Here is a 16,676-nt window from a genome sequence, read left to right on the forward strand (position 1 = left end):
AAAAATTAAAAACAATGAGACTGATTAATTTATTTAAGATCGCCATAGCAGCCATTATACGAAATAAAATGCGTTCGTTTTTAACCATGCTCGGCATTGTAATAGGCGTAGCTGCTGTAATTGCTATGCTAGCCATTGGCCAGGGATCGAATGCAAGTATTCGCGAAACAATTTCCTCAATGGGAACCAATCTTATCAGTGTAAAGCCGGCAAGTCAAAACCGTGGTGGCGTAAATCAAGGGCAATCCGATTCACAAAAATTGGAGGTTAGCGACGTTCACTATTTGGAAAATAACAGCGAATTGATTGGTGCCATATCTCCCGAGATGGATGGCAGCGGTCAAATTGTATATGGTTCCAATAACTGGCCTACTCAAATTTATAGCGGAAATGAGCAGTATCCTTCAATTAAAAAATATGAAGTTGAAACTGGACGAATTTACACTTCGGCAGAAATAAAAAAGGCTGCTAAGGTATGCTTGGTCGGACAAACAATAATTGAGAATATATTTACCGATGGTGAAGATCCTATTGGTAAAAGTATACGATTTAATAACATTCCGTTTAAAGTCATTGGTACTTTAAAGGAGAAAGGCAACAATACCTTTGGGCAAGATCAGGATGATATGATACTTGCACCTTATACAACGGTAATGAAACGTATTAACAGACAAACGTTTTTACGCGCTATTGTTATATCGGCCAGATCGGAAGATAAGATTACTGAAACAAGTGCTGAAATAACTGAACTGTTGCGCGCATCTCATAAATTAAAAGAGAGCGCAGATGATGATTTTGAAATCAGAACTCAAGAAGAACTCATTAGCAATTTTGGTGCGATATCGGAAATGATGTTGGTTTTGTTAGGTTCCATTGCGGGCATATCCTTAATTGTAGGTGGCATTGGAATTATGAACATTATGTATGTGTCGGTTACCGAACGAACACGTGAAATAGGCTTACGAATGGCCATTGGTGGTAAGGGCAAAGATATTTTACGTCAGTTTCTTTTAGAAGCTACTATGCTGAGCGTTTTGGGTGGCATAATTGGTATTGTATTAGGTATTACTGCAACAAATATTGTAGAAAGTGCATTGGGATGGCCCGTATTAATTACAGTAGATTCTATTCTATTATCCTTTTTGTTTTGTACTTTCATTGGTGTGTTTTTTGGATGGTATCCTGCTCGAAAAGCAGCTCGAATGGAGCCCATTGAAGCATTAAGGCACGAATAAAGAAATATGATATTGGCTTATTATCAGACAATTTTTAAAAATACTAATTTTGCAATATGAATATTTATAAAAATAAATTAGAAAAGTGGTTGCCACATATAATTGGCTTACTGCTTTTCTTAATTCTTCCAATTTTTGTATTTGATAGAGATAATAGTCGTGCTATTTTTTGGATAAATAGTTACTATTATCAGTTAAGTTTCATGATTATAGCATTTTATGTCAATTATTTAACCATAACGCCTCGCTTTTTCTTTAGAAAAAGAAAAGTATCCTTTTTTATAGTCATAGTGCTCTTTGCTATTCTATTACTATATGCATCGCAATACCTATATAATTTATTAGAATCCGATTATTTAAGACCAGAGCGATTAAATGAAAGTGGCAGGATACTAAAGGAAAAGCGCTTTGGTATGCATCCTAAGTTGGTCGACAATTTCTTTTTAATGATAGTAGTGCTTGGTTTTAGCACCGGCATGGCAAACCTGCAACGTTCCAAAAGCATTCAAGAGGAACAAAAAGAAATAGAAAAGGAGCGACTTAATACTGAGTTGGCTTTTTTGAAAAATCAAATCAGTCCTCATTTCTTCTTTAATTCACTCAATAATATTTACGCATTAATTGCTATTGATGGAGATAAAGCTCAAAAAGCAGTTGAAAAATTATCGGGTTTAATGCGTTATTTAATTTACGACTCTGATATCAAGACCGTTGAATTGAAAAAGGAATTTGTCTTTATGCAAAACTACATTGACCTGATGCAACAAAGGTTAACGTCGAAAGTTAAATTACTTGTAAACATTCAAGATGATGTTCCGTCTGTAGAAATACCTCCATTGATCTTTATTACATTTGTTGAAAACGCCTTTAAGCATGGCATTAGCTATCGCTCTGAATCATTTGTATCTATTTCGCTTAAAACCGAAGGAGATATGCTTTTATTTACATGTGAAAATAGCATAGCGGATAAGGCAAATAAAGCTGTTAGCGAGAAAGGCGGTCTGGGTATTGTAAACATTAAACGTCGACTCAATTTATTATATGGCGATAAAGCTCAACTTATACAATCTGATAAGGAGGGTGTTTATTCCATACACTTAAAGGTTCCCTTAAATTACACTTATGAATAAGATATCGTGCATAGCCGTTGATGATGAGCCTTTAGCTTTAGGCCTAATCGTAAGTTATATTCAAAAAACGCCTTTTTTAGATCTGAAAAATAGTTTTGATAACCCCATTGATGCAATGGAGTTTTTAGAAGTAAATCCTGTTCAACTTTTATTTTTGGACATTCAAATGCCTGACCTTACGGGTGTAGAATTTGCACGTATATTAGATGAAAATTGTAAGGTAATTTTCACCACTGCATACGATAAATACGCATTAGATGGTTTTAAACTAGAAGCACTCGATTATCTATTAAAACCAATAAGCTATGAGATCTTTTTAGAATCGGCTAATCGTGCTAAAAAATATTTCAAACAAATAAGTCCTGCAAATACAGATACGAATATTGATTCAGCTGAAAACGACGACTACTTATTTATAAAAGCTGACTACCAAGTTAAACGTATTGATTACTCAGAAATACTCTACTTCGAAGGGCTTAAAGATTATGTGAAACTTTATACTGAATCATCTATAAAACCAATTGTATTTCATTCCACAATGAAATCTTTGGAAGAAAAGCTACCAACAGATCGATTTATGCGAATACATCGTTCCTATCTTGTGAATCTCGATAAAATTAAGACCATAGAGCGAGACCGCATTCTTTTTGGGAAAGAACGTATTCCAATCAGCAAGCAGTATAAGGATACTTTTGATGAATTTGTAAAAAAGAAGTTTCTTTAGTCTACCTAAATAGTCCATCACATTTGCAAAACACACTATTAAAATTCGCAAAGAGCTGGTCGGATTTTTACTTTCCGAACATGATTAAGATTGTTGAATGAAATACACAAATTGAAACAGGCTATTGTAATTATCTAATAATTAAAAAAGACCAAGTCGCCAGGAGTTGGTCTTTTGTTTAGTAAGGATTTGTTTATTAATCGATTTGATCAGTTTTATTAAATTTTGTTGCCAGTTTGCTCAGTAAAATTACTGCAAGAAGACCACCACAAAAAGATACAATGGAATTAAGTGCAAGCTGGAATATAAACAATCTATTTTGAGAGTGTTTTATAGTATGGAGCATTGTTGCCATAGGACTTTTCGTTATCAAAATAAACCGTAGGTGAACAGATCTCATCACCACACGATTGTATTGTGTGGTAATGAAGTAATTCTATTTTATTATAACTCTTTTAGCTTCATTATTAGCATTAAATATTGGGAAATACATTTGTGCAATTTTAGCAGGATTTAATTGATAGTTTCCAGTGTATCTTGGTAATAATTTTATTTCAAAGGTGTATTCTCCTTTTTTCAATTGTTGACAGAAAATTGCGGTTTCATTTTTGTAATATTCTCTGTGAGATTCATTCCAATAACTGTTTTTCTTTTCGGCGTACGAACAGCCTCCCGGAACAGGTATGTTAATCATCAAATATTCAGCATCTTTTTTAAGTTTCACCTTAGCAGTTAAAGTAACTTCTTTACCTGCCATTAATTGATTTGAAGTATTATTTTTAAAATAGGTGTTGATTTCAAAATCACCTTTATTGGTTAAGGGAGATGCATTCCAGAAGGTTTGCGAACTTCCTATATAAACTGGGAAATCTCCTGATTTGTTTACTGTGATTTTTTTGGATGGATCTATAACCATTGAAAAAGGAAACTTGGTAATGGATTTATTTATATCTCCTGAGAAAATAATTTTGGCTTTGTTGATACTACCCTTTGATTGAAGTAGGTCTGGTAAAATCGTTTCTATTATCTGTGCCGATTCATAAGTGTTTCTCCAATTCGTTTCTTTTCTTGATTCGAAAAAATAATTTCTAATTTTTCTTAATACTGAATTATTTGTAGATGAATCTCGTTTTGAAATTCGATAAGCTAAAATTGTATTTTGAATATCATTATTTAAAAGATGATCACTCTTACAGGTATCAGTATAAAACAGATTACCAAACAATGTACTTTGTTGATAATTTTTTAGAGAGTCAATTTGATAAGGTAAATTGCACATTTGTTTTAATTCCATGATGTGTAACTTAGAATTAAAATCTAGTTTTTTCTTCTCTAAACTATTTATGTAAGCTCCATAATTAATTTGAGCATTCAAGAGACGCATAATTCTTAAAATTTGTATTCTCTCTTTCGTACCTCTAGTTTCTTCTAATTGCCAAACTAATCGATCTGTGATGTATTTCTGATTGATATCATTTTTAAATCCATTTGCCTCAGTTTGAAGAATTGCTTCTAGTACATGAAGGCTTATCCATTTGTTTTCACTTGAATTTTTCCACCATCCCCAAAGCCCATCTCGTTTTTGATTTTTACCTAAGAGTTTTATTAATTTCTGAACTTTACGATTCGATTTAAATTTTTCATTTTTGTAATTCTTTATATGCAACTCTGACATTAAAGCTTTCAGTTTTGAAGCAATTTGTTCATTACAAAGGTATTTGTAATTGATTAAATGATTGATTTCTCCTTTGATGACTTCCAGAACGTCAGCTTGTGCATATAATTTTACTTTACCTAATACTTCATCAAAATCAAGCTGTAGGGTTGTATCTCTATCCAAAACATGAAAACTCGATTTCGATTGTTTTAATCCCATCGGGTAGACCGGAATACTTTTCAACTCACCATCAAAATAACCATCTTCCTTGTCCAATACATATTTTAGTGATATTGAATCTTGGTAAGCAATTAAAGGTAAATTGTGACTCGTGGAATTGACACAATACCCGCTTTTCTGGCTAACAATGCTATCATTAAGTTCAAATTTGGTTTTAATATGTATAGAGTCGGAGGTGTAATTTAATGCTTTACCATGTACCAAGCATGTGTCTGTTTCAACCATAAATCGTGGAACAGATAATTTTGCCATTAATGGTTTGTATGATTTTATTCTGTCTTGGCTTTGTCCGGTTTGTTTATTTCCATTCATTGCTAAAAAGAATGTATCCCAACTTGTGACATCATCAGGGAATCGTACTTTGAACGTTGCTTTCCCTTTTTTGTTCGTTATTAAATTAGGTTGCCAGAATGCTACATCGGAGAAATTGTTGCGAATAGAGCTTGCCTGTGAAGCAGATTCATAAAACTCTTGATTGTAATCGGCTCCTTTTGTTTTTGCAGAATTTGTACTTTTAAAAGCACCATTTTGTGTGTCAATTATTACAACACCATTTGCTGCTCTAGCACCATATAATGCCGTTGCGCTTTTATCTTTTAAAACTTGAATGTTAGCAATTGAGTTTTGATCTAGTTCAGATATATCGGCATCGAAAATTTGTCCATTAATGATGTAAAGAGGTTTGTTATTAAAATTTAGGGTTGTTGCACCTCGTATGGATATTGAAACACCACTGCCTTGTGAGTTTATTTGTACACCAGCTACTCTTCCTTGTAAAGTTTGTGAAATATTGCCACTCACACCTGGAATTCCTTTGTTTAAACTGTTTGGGCTAACTGACACTATGGATGATGCAGTCATGACTGATTTTCTACTTATTCCATATCCAACAACCACTACTTCATCCATTGCAAGATTCTCATATTCCAAACTAACATTGATATATTTCTCGTAGCCAACTTGCTTTTCTTGCTGTCTCATCCCAACAAAGGAGAAGAGTAAACTTGTATTATTGTACGGGATTTTTAGGCGATAATGGCCATCAATATCAGTTACGGTTCCAAAGGTTGTTCCTTTAATTATTACAGTAACTCCCGGAAGTTCTAAACCATCATCCACAGCAGTTACATAACCTTCTACATACTCACCATCGCCGGTGAAGTGATATTGGTTCTGATATGAATTGAAAATATTTTTTAGTTCTTTTTGTTCTTCTCCTAAAAATGGTTTAGGCTTGAATACTGTTTTTTCAATTAGTGAATTAACCTTCTTGCTAAATGAATCCTTCTTTAAATTGAGAGCTTCATCAAATTGATAGTAATTCAATCCGTTCGCCTGAATATTTAAAGAATCTATAACATTGTATTTACTGCCTGGGTAAAAGAACAATAGTTTGTAAAATCCAGGTTTTAGTTGATGTATTATACTTGTGTTACCCGGATAAACCCTTAGGAATTCATGATTATCGTATCTGAATAACAGCAGATTTAAAGGAGTATTTTCAGTTGTCCTTTGCTTAGCTTGAATAGTAAATTTTAATCTGCCAGCTCCGCTCGATGTTGAACGTGGATAAGTATATCTTGGTGTTTGACTTCTTTTTTGATTGATCTTTTCACGCCACAATTGCATAATGTCTGACTTGGAAAGAACACTATCATTTAATCTAATTTCAGGATTAATGTTTGTTAAGATTTTTGGATATCTGTTATTACTGTTGGCTTCTCTCATTTTTAACAAATTGGGAGCAAAGTCATATTCAAAAAATCTTTCGTGCTTAAAATTTGTACTGAAGCTATCAATCAAATTGAAAGTTAACTCACCATTAATTGGTCCTGCAAAATGATTTCGAAAATGCTTATTTCTTGAAGGTGTTAACAATTGAACATTATCTTCTTGTTCTAGATAGGCAAGTCTGTCCCCAAAACTATTTCTATATGGGAAAATGTAATTGTAGAGGGTTCTCCTTTCACCGTAAGTTAATCCATCCCCTGTATTTTGAATCCTTACTTTATGATAGGAGAGATCTTCATCAAGGCTGATAATTTGTTTATAGCCTTTTTTAAAGCTCACACTATCCATTGTAATGATTTTGTCAGTGGTTCGAAGTTTAATTTGGTGATATCCACTGTCAATGGCAAATGAGTATGGGCGCATGTTTGTGGACCAACTAAAATACACTGGTTTTCTATCAATATAAATTACATGAATAGGATCTATCTGACCATTTTTAAAAACGAATGGAGCAAATTGTGTTACAGAGTCATTTGTTTGATATTCGCTCCTGTATACTTCCTTTTCAGGATAAATAAATCGATAGTATTCTATTGAATCAAGATCTGCAAGCGCTTTCCATGTGTTGTAATTTAATGACTGACTAATGCTATTGTGATCATGAGTATTTGAATTGGAGAATTGATTTATTATTGTTTTATCTTTTCTTTGTTTTCCAAGATAAGGAAGAGAGGGAGCGCTGTAATTGAATTTTTTAGTCAAGGCATAAGCTGTTAAATCAACTCCTTCAACAGGCTTTCCATTTTCATTGGTAACTGTAAGCTCTATCTGTGACTCCTGACCTGGATAAACAATTTTTGGCTGTAAAACGGATATAGTAAGTTGCTTATCCATCAAAGGAATTTTGTAGTTTTCCTGTTTCATTTCTCCAGCCCACATATAGTTCACACAAACAAAATAGTTTTGTTTGCTATTAATTTGTTTGTGAATGAGTAAAGCTTTGTTGTAACCTCTCTCTTTTTCTTTTTTGTGTTGATATATATGATAGGTAAATGGGATTTTTCTTGGATTTACAATTTGAATTTTGATTGAATCTGAAGTTCTTTCAGAGTAACACTGCAACATTGCACTCTTTTCGCTAATATCCACAGTATTACTTATGCTATCAGATTCTAAAATATAAGAATTGTAGTAAGGGGAAAGAGCTATTCTAAATGGTGTTACTTCGGAATTTATTTTATTTCGATTTCCAAAATTATCTAAGGAAAATACATTTGCCTGTTTCTTAATTGACAAGCCGTTTTTAAGACATTTGAATTGTATTGAATCTGCTATTATTTCACCTACAAATTCTTCTGTGAAATATTTATATTCACGTTCTTCTGTTTCAGTTTTTGCTTCATTTTCAGAACTAAGCATTTTTACTTTTATCTGATAGGAGAAATTTGCTTTCGGAAATATTGAATCATGAATCAAAATTTCAGTTTCGCCTGATGGTTCAAGTTTTTGTTCCTTATGAATTAATGTATCAGGAATAAATACATGATTGGAAAAATACTTGTCTAGTGATAAAGTTGTGATCGTTAATTCGATTTCTGCATCTTGAAGGTTGAGATCATTTTCATCCGTTCCTTTTACAAACAAACTCAATGACTGATTTTTATAATGAGTTTTTTCATTAAGTCTTAATTTTAGGTGCGTACTCGATAATTCGTATTCCTCATACTTAAATTTGTTACTTATGTAGGAATCTAAATTTTCAGTTTCCAAAGAAAGAGTATAATCTCGATCTAACTGAAGTTGCAATGAATCATGCAAAACAAATTGTGATTCGTAAGCTCCATTTCTATAAGCTTGTAAAATTGGAAATTTAATTTTCTTGCCATATCCTCGTAGTACAATATGAACAGGTTTGTTTATGGCTTTTCCTTTTTTATTTGTCAAATAAGATTTGAATTTTACTGTATCATTTGGTTGATATTTTGGCTTACTAAAAACCAGATAGCCTTCATGTTTATCTTCAAAACTGTCACCATAATAATCATTGCAATGATAGTCATCGAATAAACAAGCTACTATTTCGTACAAACGAACAAAAAACTGTTTTGTGCTAGCAATTGTACCTTGAGCCCAACTATTTTTTATCGATTTATATCCATCTATTGGTAAATGTATAATGTAATTAACGGGGGTCCAAGCATATTTTAAAGGAGTGCCATAAATTATTTTTCTTTTAACTCTATTAAAACCTGAATTGTTGTATTTTCTGGAAAGCTTAGAATATGCAGTAAAACCATTGTGTGTTACTGATAGAAGACCTTTCTGATTCGATTTTTTATCAAGATAAGAATTTGATTTATCATCGAAATAAAGTTTCTTTTTATTTATTCTTACATCTGCATTAGAAATGAGATTTCCATTTAAATCAAAAACTTGAAATAGTAAATCAGTATTATTTTTTACGATAAAGACTTCAAAATTTTGAATTGTAGAAATTGAGATTTTTTGTTCATTTTCCTCTGCAAATATTTTCAAATAATGTCCAAATGGTAATTTTTTTTCATATATATCCTTGGTTGGAAATGAATCAACAAGAGTATGATAATAAGAATCATTAATTTGCCATATTTCATTTTTGTATATGGTTTTAGCTTCGGTATTCTTAATCTTATAGATATAAGTGAAAGGGCTGGTTGATCTACTATTTAGCAACTTTTGGGCGAGAGAAGAAAGGCTGTTAAAAGTTAATAATGTAATAATTACGGTGATGATTAGTATAGTTTTTTGTCTCATAGTTTTATGATCTTTTTCTTTAAGATGCAGATAGCTCAAAAATTCCATAAAATAAATACAGGAACTTTTCATGCCGTTTGGGGTGTTTAAAATAATCAATGTTTATGATTAAAAAAAAGGAAGGCATTATTTTTCTAAAATGAGCGAATTTAAGAGACGTGAAGTACTTTGGAGTACTAACGGGATTTTGGAATAGAGGTGGTTTGATAAGTTCCTTTTTTATACCAATAGGTTTCTCTTTTTGTATCGAACGATTGTATTATGTGGTAAGTGAAAATAATAAATTTGAGTATGAGTCGTAATTTTAAAATTCACTTACCAGAGTGAGTTTATTTTGTAAGCTTTGCTATAATTGAGTGGTTGGATATAGTAACTACACGATATAATCGTGAGGTAGCAGGGGAATTTAGTTGATTCTATCCGACCTGTTGAATTTTGTTGCCAGTTTGCTCAGTAAAATTACTGCAAGAAGACCACCAGAAAAGGATACTAGAGAATTAATTACAAACAAGTTGGTATTCATACTACCTGTTTCCATGATTGCTTGTGGCGAAAACCCTAATCGACCAATCGATTTAATGAAAAAAACACTGCCGAAAACTCCGGCAATGGTGTTTCCAATTAATCCAAAGGAATACTTTTTGAAAAATAGCCCAGTGCTATTGGCTCCAATTATTCCAATAAGAATACTTAGTAAAGAAATCAGTGTATCTGTCATAGTTTGGTTCGAAATATTAATGCCCGTAATCCATTTTATCAATTTTTCCACCCATGAATCTTTTCTGAACAATGAAGTAAACAATAAGGAGTATAAAACCAACAATTCCCCATCCAAAAGCAACGTTTAATCCATATTCCGATGTGGCGGTGTTGTATATGGTTAAGGACTCGTTTACACTATTTGTAGAAGGTAAAATTACTGGAAACATAGATGCCAAGGAAGAAGTTATGCCGCCAAGAATAATTAGCGATGAACAGGTAAAGGCATAAACAGCTTTCTTGAATTTTTTAATGAAAAAAGTACCAACTAATCCACTAAGGTAAATCATTGGGAAAATGATCAGAAGTGGATTATCCGTAAAGTTTGAAAATGGCTCTGGCTTAATAATATGCCAAATAGAAATTGAGAAAATTGTAAGTAGTAAAAGCGCAATGTTAAGCTTCAAAACTACCGACTTCAATTTTTCATTAATCGATGACTCAGTTTTCAAGATAATCCAATTGGCACCATGAATGGATAAGGTGACAACAGCAATTATTCCAATAACAATTGTGAACCAATCGATAACTCCCGGATGAATGCCTGCAGGGCTAAAACTGCTGTTCCATAAGGGTAGGAAAAAGTAGTGAGCTTCGTAAGCTGAAACACCATTTTCAACACCGCCCAAATTTACTCCTCTAATAACATTTCCAAGTGCAATACCAAAAAACAGCGTTAGCAGTAAGCTCGAAACACCAAACGATTTATCCCAAATATCCTTCCACATTTGAAAGTTAAACTGACTTCTTAATTCTAAACCTATTGCTCTGAAAATAATAAACCACAGGACAATGATTAAAGGAAGATAAAAACCACTAAAAACAGAGGCGTAGAAGGTCGGGAAGGCCATAAAAAGCAATCCTCCGGCAGCTACCAGCCAAACTTCATTCGAGTCCCAGAAAAGCCCTGCGGCTTTTGCAATTACCTCTTTGTCTTTTTCTTTTTCAGCAAAAAACAAATGAATAATTCCTGTTCCAAAATCGTAACCGTCCAATATGAAGAAGACAGCTAAAACAATAGCTATCATTGTGTACCAAAATAATTCCATAATTAATGTGTTTGAGTTTCCGGTCCTTTATGAATTGTTTTTCCAACCAAGACCAGGAACAGTAAGCCCAGTAGCATATATAAACCAACAAATCCCAATAGGGTAAATAAAGTATTGCCTGATGAAACGGTAGGAGAGATTCCATCAACGGTTTTTAATAATCCATATACCAAATAGGGTTGTCGTCCTAGCTCGGCAACATACCATCCAGTCATGTTTGCAATATATGGAAATGGGAAAGCGAACATGATGCCCCAAAGCAATGTATTCATTGTATAGAGTTTTTTTCTCCATAGAAAGAATAGTGCCATGCCCATTAATCCAATGAATATAGTACCCAATCCTACCATAATATGATAGGAGTAGTAGAGAGCAGGAATATTATCGGGTAATTCTTCTTTTGTAAATTGATCCATTCCCGGAATCTGTTTGTTCCAATCCTGATAAGTTAAAAAGCTTAAGATGTTAGGAACGGCAATTTTGTTGTCTATCTTTTTCTCAACCATATTCGGCTGACCAATAAGTACGATTTCGGCACCTGCTTCTTCGGTTTCAAAAATTCCTTCCATTGCGGCAAAAGCAGCAGGTTGGTATTTGGCTACATTCTTAGCATTCCAATCTCCCGTTGGGACAGCTACGAGCATGCTCGAAACAAAACCGAAAATAACTCCCGTCTTTAAAAATAACTTTCCGTATTCCAGATTTTTATTTCGCAATACATAAAAAGCACCTATAGCGGCAACAACAAAGGATGAGGTTACAACAGATGCAAACTGATTGTGTAAGAAGGCAGGTATCAACCAAGGATTACTGAATAAGGCCGAGAAATTAGTTAATACGAATTTCCCATTCTCTAAAATTTCGTAACCAACAGGATGTTGCATCCAGGCATTGGTCGCTAAAATAAAGTAACCACTGGCCCAGGAACCTAAAAAGACTAAGAACCCCGTTAAAAGATGTAGTTTTTGCCCCATTAGTTTTTCACCAAAAATGAAAAGGGCCAAAAAGGAAGATTCGAGAAAAAATGAAAACATACCTTCCATAGCTAAGGTTTGTCCTATAATTCCGCCAGTAAGTTCCGAGAATTTAGCCCAGTTGGTACCAAATTGAAATTCCATTGGAATTCCTGTTACAACGCCCATGGTAAAGTTAATGGCAAAAATCTTCATGAAGAATTTTGCCGCATTGTTAAACTTTTCAAGTTTAGTTCTTAAATATTTCCATTTAAAATAGACTATCATTAAAGATAGTCCCATTGTTAATTGTGGAAATATATAGTGAAATGTGATAGTAAATGCAAACTGCAATCTATCATAAAATATCATGTCCTCCATATCCTTATTTTTAAGCGTTAAAAATAAGGGTTTTTATTCATTTTGTTATCAAAGAGAAATGATATTTTTTCTTTTTGTGAATTATCTCTCATGTGTATATTTCACTTAGGTTTTATTAAGAACGATAGTCCTTACTTCGTGTGAAAGGTAATGGGTTGAAGTGAGGTTTATTAGCTTGAAAGTAAACTTAATCGTACGGTACATAATAAAATGATGATAATGTTAGTGCCAAATTATAAGACAAACTGTGTATCATGTGAAATAAAAAAGGTTCAGGAACTAGTCCCGAACCTTTATGTTTTGTTCGTTTTTAATAATTCTAATTTTTCAATAGGATATTAGGAGTGAAACTTCTTGAAGTATTCTTCTAAGATTTCCAGCATTTTAGGGAAGTTCTCTCTTCCAAAGCCAACTCTGATGTATTTGCCTTCATACTCGAACATTTCTGCTGGCACAGTCATGATACCTGTTTCAGCTACCAAGTGGTCGCTAAACTCTAAGGCAGAACAATCGATTTTCAATTTTACAAATGATGTTGTACCTGCACGTGGAGGTACAAAGTTTTCTATCACCTTCTGATTTTTAGCAAATTCCGAAAACAAAGAAATGTTTCGTTTTACCTTCTTTAGGTTAGGTAATAGGAAGCGATCCATATTATTCAATGCCATAATTGTTAATATTTCACTTGGAGCACTATTGCATATACTTAAATAGTCTTTATAAGAAACTACATGTGCGAGAAATTCTTTATCCTGACTAACTAACCAACCTGTTCGTAATCCCGCTAAACCAAAAGTTTTAGATGCACCCCAAAGGCTTATGCCTTTTTCATATAGATCACACAACGGTGGCAATTCCAGCATGTCGCTTACCATTAACTTATGGTACATTTCATCCGAGAAGATGTAAATATTGTTCTCTCTTGCAATTCGTACAATTTCATTAAGTTGATCTAATGACAGGTAACTTCCCGTAGGATTGTGCGGGAAATTGAGAATAATAAGTTTCGTGTTTGGCTTTATTAGTTGCTCTAGTTTTTTTGTGTCAAAAGTCCAATCATTTTGGCTTGGATACCAGTTAGAAAGTTCACTTCCAATTGATTTTACCACTTCGTATAAGGATTGATAACACGGAGCAACAGTTATTACATGATCAGAAGAAGTGAGGAGAACATTCATGCTTATAAAATTTAGCTCTCCAGGTGTTGCAACTATAATGTTGTCAATAGATTGTGTTTTGTAGTTGGTTGATATTATTTCTCTTAATAGTGGATTACCCTCACTTTCGGTATAACCAAGTGTCATGTTTTCCCAAAGAGCCAATTCTTCAGTTGAGGCGCCATCAAGAACATACTTTAGCGCATATCCATCGCAGTCGGAACTAGAAAGTAAATATTTTGCAGTAAATTCATGTTTGGCAAAATACCTTTCGAGTATAAAATGATTGATTTTCATAATTGTAGGTTAGGTTTCAATCTCAATGTAGATATTAAAAAGGACTGAATCAATAGGGTATGTGCTTCCAGGTTTATTAAAATTTACCAACAAGTTTGATAATCCAAAGGCTTTTATAAAAATAGAGAAGTTATAAATTTCTAAATCTTATCTTTTGTATATTTTTCAATTAGAGAAAAAAGATCATCTTTGTCAATAGGTTTTTCTACATAAGCGTCGCATCCAGCTTCTTTGGCTTTTATTTTATCTTTAATACTAACATAAGCTGATTGTGCTATAACAGGAAGTTTAGCATTAATTTTTTTAACTTGTTCGGTTGCTTCAAGTCCATTTAAAATAGGCATTTTAATGTCCATTAATATCAAGTTAATATCATCATGAAGTTTGCATAATTTAATAACTTCAACACCATTAGGAGCATGCAAAACATTAATATTTGCTTGACTTAGCAGTTCTTTAAGGTATTGAAAACTGATTTCATCATCCTCTGCAACAAGAACAGTTAGGTCTTTTTGCATGTTTTCTGCAAAATTATGCTTGATATTTGGAAGCTGTACTTTATTCTTAGGTTTAATGTAAGGTAATCTAAAGTAAAAACTAGAACCTTTCCCTTTAATTGATTCAAGCCAAATTGTACCTCCCATTTTTTCTACGAAAGCCTTGGAGATTGGTAAGCCCAAACCTGTTCCTTCAACGACCTTAGACGGAGCTGTATCAGCTTGACGAAAGCGCTCAAAAATAATATCTTGCATTTCAAAAGGTACACCTTCACCCGTGTCTTTTACATAAAACAAGAGATTGTCATTTTCTTTGGTATAACCGAATTTAATTTGTCCTGTACTTGTAAATTTAATAGCATTTCCGATTAGATTGGTTAAGATTTGGCTTAGTTTTGTTTTATCCGTTTCAATAATACATTCCTCTTCTGTTAGGGGTGCTGACTGATATAGCTCAAGTTCTTTTTTATCCGCCTCCGGTTTAAAGAAAGAGTGAAGATTATCCATGATCTGGTTAAGTTCCGTTTTTTCCTTAATGATCTCAACCTGATCTGTTTCTATTTTTGATATGTCAATTAAATCGTGAATAATGCTAAGCATTCGATTTCCACTTTGCTCGATAATATCAATGTATTTCTGTTGTTGGTCGCTAGTTAATTCAGGGCTTTTTAACAAATCAGCAAATCCTAGAATTCCATTCATTGGAGTTCTAATTTCATGACTCATATTTGCAAGAAATGCTGTTTTAAGAGTGTCGCTTTCTTCAGCCTTTTCTTTAGCCTTTCTTAATTCCTGTTCAATTTTCTTTTGTTCCGTGATATCAAGAATAGTACCTACCATAGTTATCAATTCACCTTGGTCATTCCAAATGCCTCTGAAAGTGGAGGAGTAGAATCCTGTACTTCCATCTGGACGAAGAAATCGTTGTTCGAAGAAGCCTTGTTCTTTCTTATCAATGGCTCGTTGTATAATTTCCTGGTCTCGGGCATTATCTTCTGGCCAAGGAGACAGTTTCATTATAGAGTCTAATTGAGGCGTAAATTCGTCTGGGTCCAGATGAAATATTTTGTATGTTTCTGCATTCCATTCACAATTTCCTGTTGTTACGTCCCATTTCCAATATCCTAGGTGCGACATTTTTTGAGCATCCAACAAGTTTTCTTCGCTTTCCAGAAACTTATGTTCAACTTGTTTTTGTTCGGTGATATTGTTACAGATTACTATGGCATTTGTCACTTTCCCCTTACTGTTTGTTATGGGTGCAATAGTCACTTCCAGAAACAATCCAATATTATTTTTCCTTTTTGAATTCTTCTTTGTTTTTGAATTATACCTCAAATTGAAATGTGCAATTTTACCTTTTTGGAAAACGGCTTTTACATGATCAAGAACTCCTTGTTCTTTTACCGTTTTATCTTCGAGAATATTGTAGTTTTCAATGAGGTTTTCAGTTGTAAGTACTAGTAAATCACAATAAGCTTTATTAGTACGTAGTAAATTTCCTTTGTTATCAGATATCCACATAGCATATGGATTTTGATCAATCACGCTATTTAAAAAGGCTTCCCTTTTTTTAAGTTCTTTTTTTATTTTTATTCTATCTCGAATATCTCTTCCAATAGAGATAAAATATTTAGGTGTACCATTCGGATCGTTTATTGCAGAAACATTATATTCTGTAGGAATTTTACTTCCATCCTTGCAAATTAAGGTCAATTCAATTATGCCAGTTTGTTTATTTTTTATTTCATTGATGAATTTAGAAGCCTTATTTAAATCATCTTTACTGTAATAGGATATTGGAGCTGGCAATTTAGCTATCTCTTTATGACTATATCCAGATAAGGTGCTAAATGCTTTGTTCCATTGGATGGCTTTTCCAGTTTCGGGGTTGAAAACAAAAAAAGTATCAGTCTGTGAATCTATAGCTTGTGCTATAATTTTTTTATCTTCAGTTAAGCGGTGAATTTGTTCAATCAATTCCTCTTTCGACTTTGCATGTAAATTCTCCATATTTATTAGGTAGTGTGCAGTTGTGTGTATTATTTTGTCTTATTGAATAAGGCAACAAGT

The 16,676-nt window shown here is 33.1% G+C and carries 9 protein-coding genes; 3 read left to right on the forward strand and 6 right to left on the reverse strand.

Annotated elements, in window-relative coordinates:
* The first annotated feature begins 14 nt into the window (after positions 1–14).
* Genes L3049_RS16770 through L3049_RS16780 form a run of 3 tightly spaced genes read left to right on the forward strand, consistent with a single transcriptional unit; the run spans position 15 to position 3,089 of the window.
* Entirely contained in the window at positions 15–1,235 is a 1,221-nt protein-coding gene (locus tag L3049_RS16770) for an ABC transporter permease (protein ID WP_275110973.1), read from the forward strand.
* Between the two features lie 56 nt (positions 1,236–1,291).
* The gene (locus tag L3049_RS16775) at positions 1,292–2,365 is read left to right on the forward strand and encodes a sensor histidine kinase (RefSeq protein ID WP_275110974.1); all 1,074 of its coding nucleotides are present in this window, start codon (positions 1,292–1,294) and stop codon (positions 2,363–2,365) included.
* Positions 2,358–3,089: a LytR/AlgR family response regulator transcription factor gene (locus L3049_RS16780; RefSeq protein WP_275110975.1), complete on the forward strand. Its 732-nt coding sequence runs from the start codon at positions 2,358–2,360 to the stop codon at positions 3,087–3,089. The genes L3049_RS16775 and L3049_RS16780 overlap by 8 nt, the downstream gene beginning before the upstream one ends.
* 436 nt (positions 3,090–3,525) lie before the next feature.
* Here the strand turns inward: L3049_RS16780 and L3049_RS16785 are convergent, their stop codons facing one another.
* The 6 genes from L3049_RS16785 to L3049_RS16810 all read right to left on the reverse strand — a co-directional run bounded on the left by L3049_RS16785 (position 3,526) and on the right by L3049_RS16810 (position 16,616).
* Positions 3,526–9,510: a carboxypeptidase-like regulatory domain-containing protein gene (locus L3049_RS16785; protein ID WP_275110976.1), complete on the reverse strand. Its 5,985-nt coding sequence runs from the start codon at positions 9,508–9,510 to the stop codon at positions 3,526–3,528.
* Positions 9,511–9,916: 406 nt separating this feature from the next.
* The gene (locus tag L3049_RS16790; RefSeq protein WP_275110977.1) at positions 9,917–10,228 is read right to left on the reverse strand and encodes a hypothetical protein; all 312 of its coding nucleotides are present in this window, start codon (positions 10,226–10,228) and stop codon (positions 9,917–9,919) included.
* A gap of 16 nt (positions 10,229–10,244) precedes the next feature.
* On the reverse strand, positions 10,245–11,318 hold the full coding sequence (cydB, locus tag L3049_RS16795) for a cytochrome d ubiquinol oxidase subunit II (protein WP_275110978.1): 1,074 nt from the start codon (positions 11,316–11,318) through the stop codon (positions 10,245–10,247).
* Positions 11,319–11,320: 2 nt separating this feature from the next.
* Positions 11,321–12,652, reverse strand: a complete 1,332-nt coding sequence (locus L3049_RS16800; protein ID WP_275110979.1) for a cytochrome ubiquinol oxidase subunit I — start codon at positions 12,650–12,652, stop codon at positions 11,321–11,323.
* A 338-nt stretch (positions 12,653–12,990) separates the two neighbouring features.
* The gene (locus L3049_RS16805) at positions 12,991–14,106 is read right to left on the reverse strand and encodes an aminotransferase class I/II-fold pyridoxal phosphate-dependent enzyme (RefSeq protein WP_275110980.1); all 1,116 of its coding nucleotides are present in this window, start codon (positions 14,104–14,106) and stop codon (positions 12,991–12,993) included.
* Between the two features lie 140 nt (positions 14,107–14,246).
* Positions 14,247–16,616 (reverse strand): PAS domain-containing hybrid sensor histidine kinase/response regulator, encoded by a 2,370-nt coding sequence (locus L3049_RS16810; protein WP_275110981.1) that lies wholly within the window; start codon positions 16,614–16,616, stop codon positions 14,247–14,249.
* Between the last annotated feature and the right edge of the window lie 60 nt (positions 16,617–16,676).

Origin of the sequence: Labilibaculum sp. DW002, from assembly GCF_029029525.1 — a bacterium.
Lineage (GTDB): Bacteria > Bacteroidota > Bacteroidia > Bacteroidales > Marinifilaceae > Paralabilibaculum > Paralabilibaculum antarcticum.

Bases quoted from the DNA above. Each gene is read 5' to 3' on its own strand.
- L3049_RS16775 (WP_275110974.1), top strand. From the start codon at position 1,292: ATGAATATTTATAAAAATAAATTAGAAAAGTGGTTGCCACATATAATT.
- cydB (WP_275110978.1), bottom strand. From the start codon at position 11,318: ATGGAATTATTTTGGTACACAATGATAGCTATTGTTTTAGCTGTCTTC.
- L3049_RS16770 (WP_275110973.1), top strand. From the start codon at position 15: ATGAGACTGATTAATTTATTTAAGATCGCCATAGCAGCCATTATACGA.
- L3049_RS16790 (WP_275110977.1), bottom strand. From the start codon at position 10,228: ATGACAGATACACTGATTTCTTTACTAAGTATTCTTATTGGAATAATT.
- L3049_RS16805 (WP_275110980.1), bottom strand. From the start codon at position 14,106: ATGAAAATCAATCATTTTATACTCGAAAGGTATTTTGCCAAACATGAA.
- L3049_RS16800 (WP_275110979.1), bottom strand. From the start codon at position 12,652: ATGGAGGACATGATATTTTATGATAGATTGCAGTTTGCATTTACTATC.
- L3049_RS16785 (WP_275110976.1), bottom strand. From the start codon at position 9,510: ATGAGACAAAAAACTATACTAATCATCACCGTAATTATTACATTATTA.
- L3049_RS16780 (WP_275110975.1), top strand. From the start codon at position 2,358: ATGAATAAGATATCGTGCATAGCCGTTGATGATGAGCCTTTAGCTTTA.
- L3049_RS16810 (WP_275110981.1), bottom strand. From the start codon at position 16,616: ATGGAGAATTTACATGCAAAGTCGAAAGAGGAATTGATTGAACAAATT.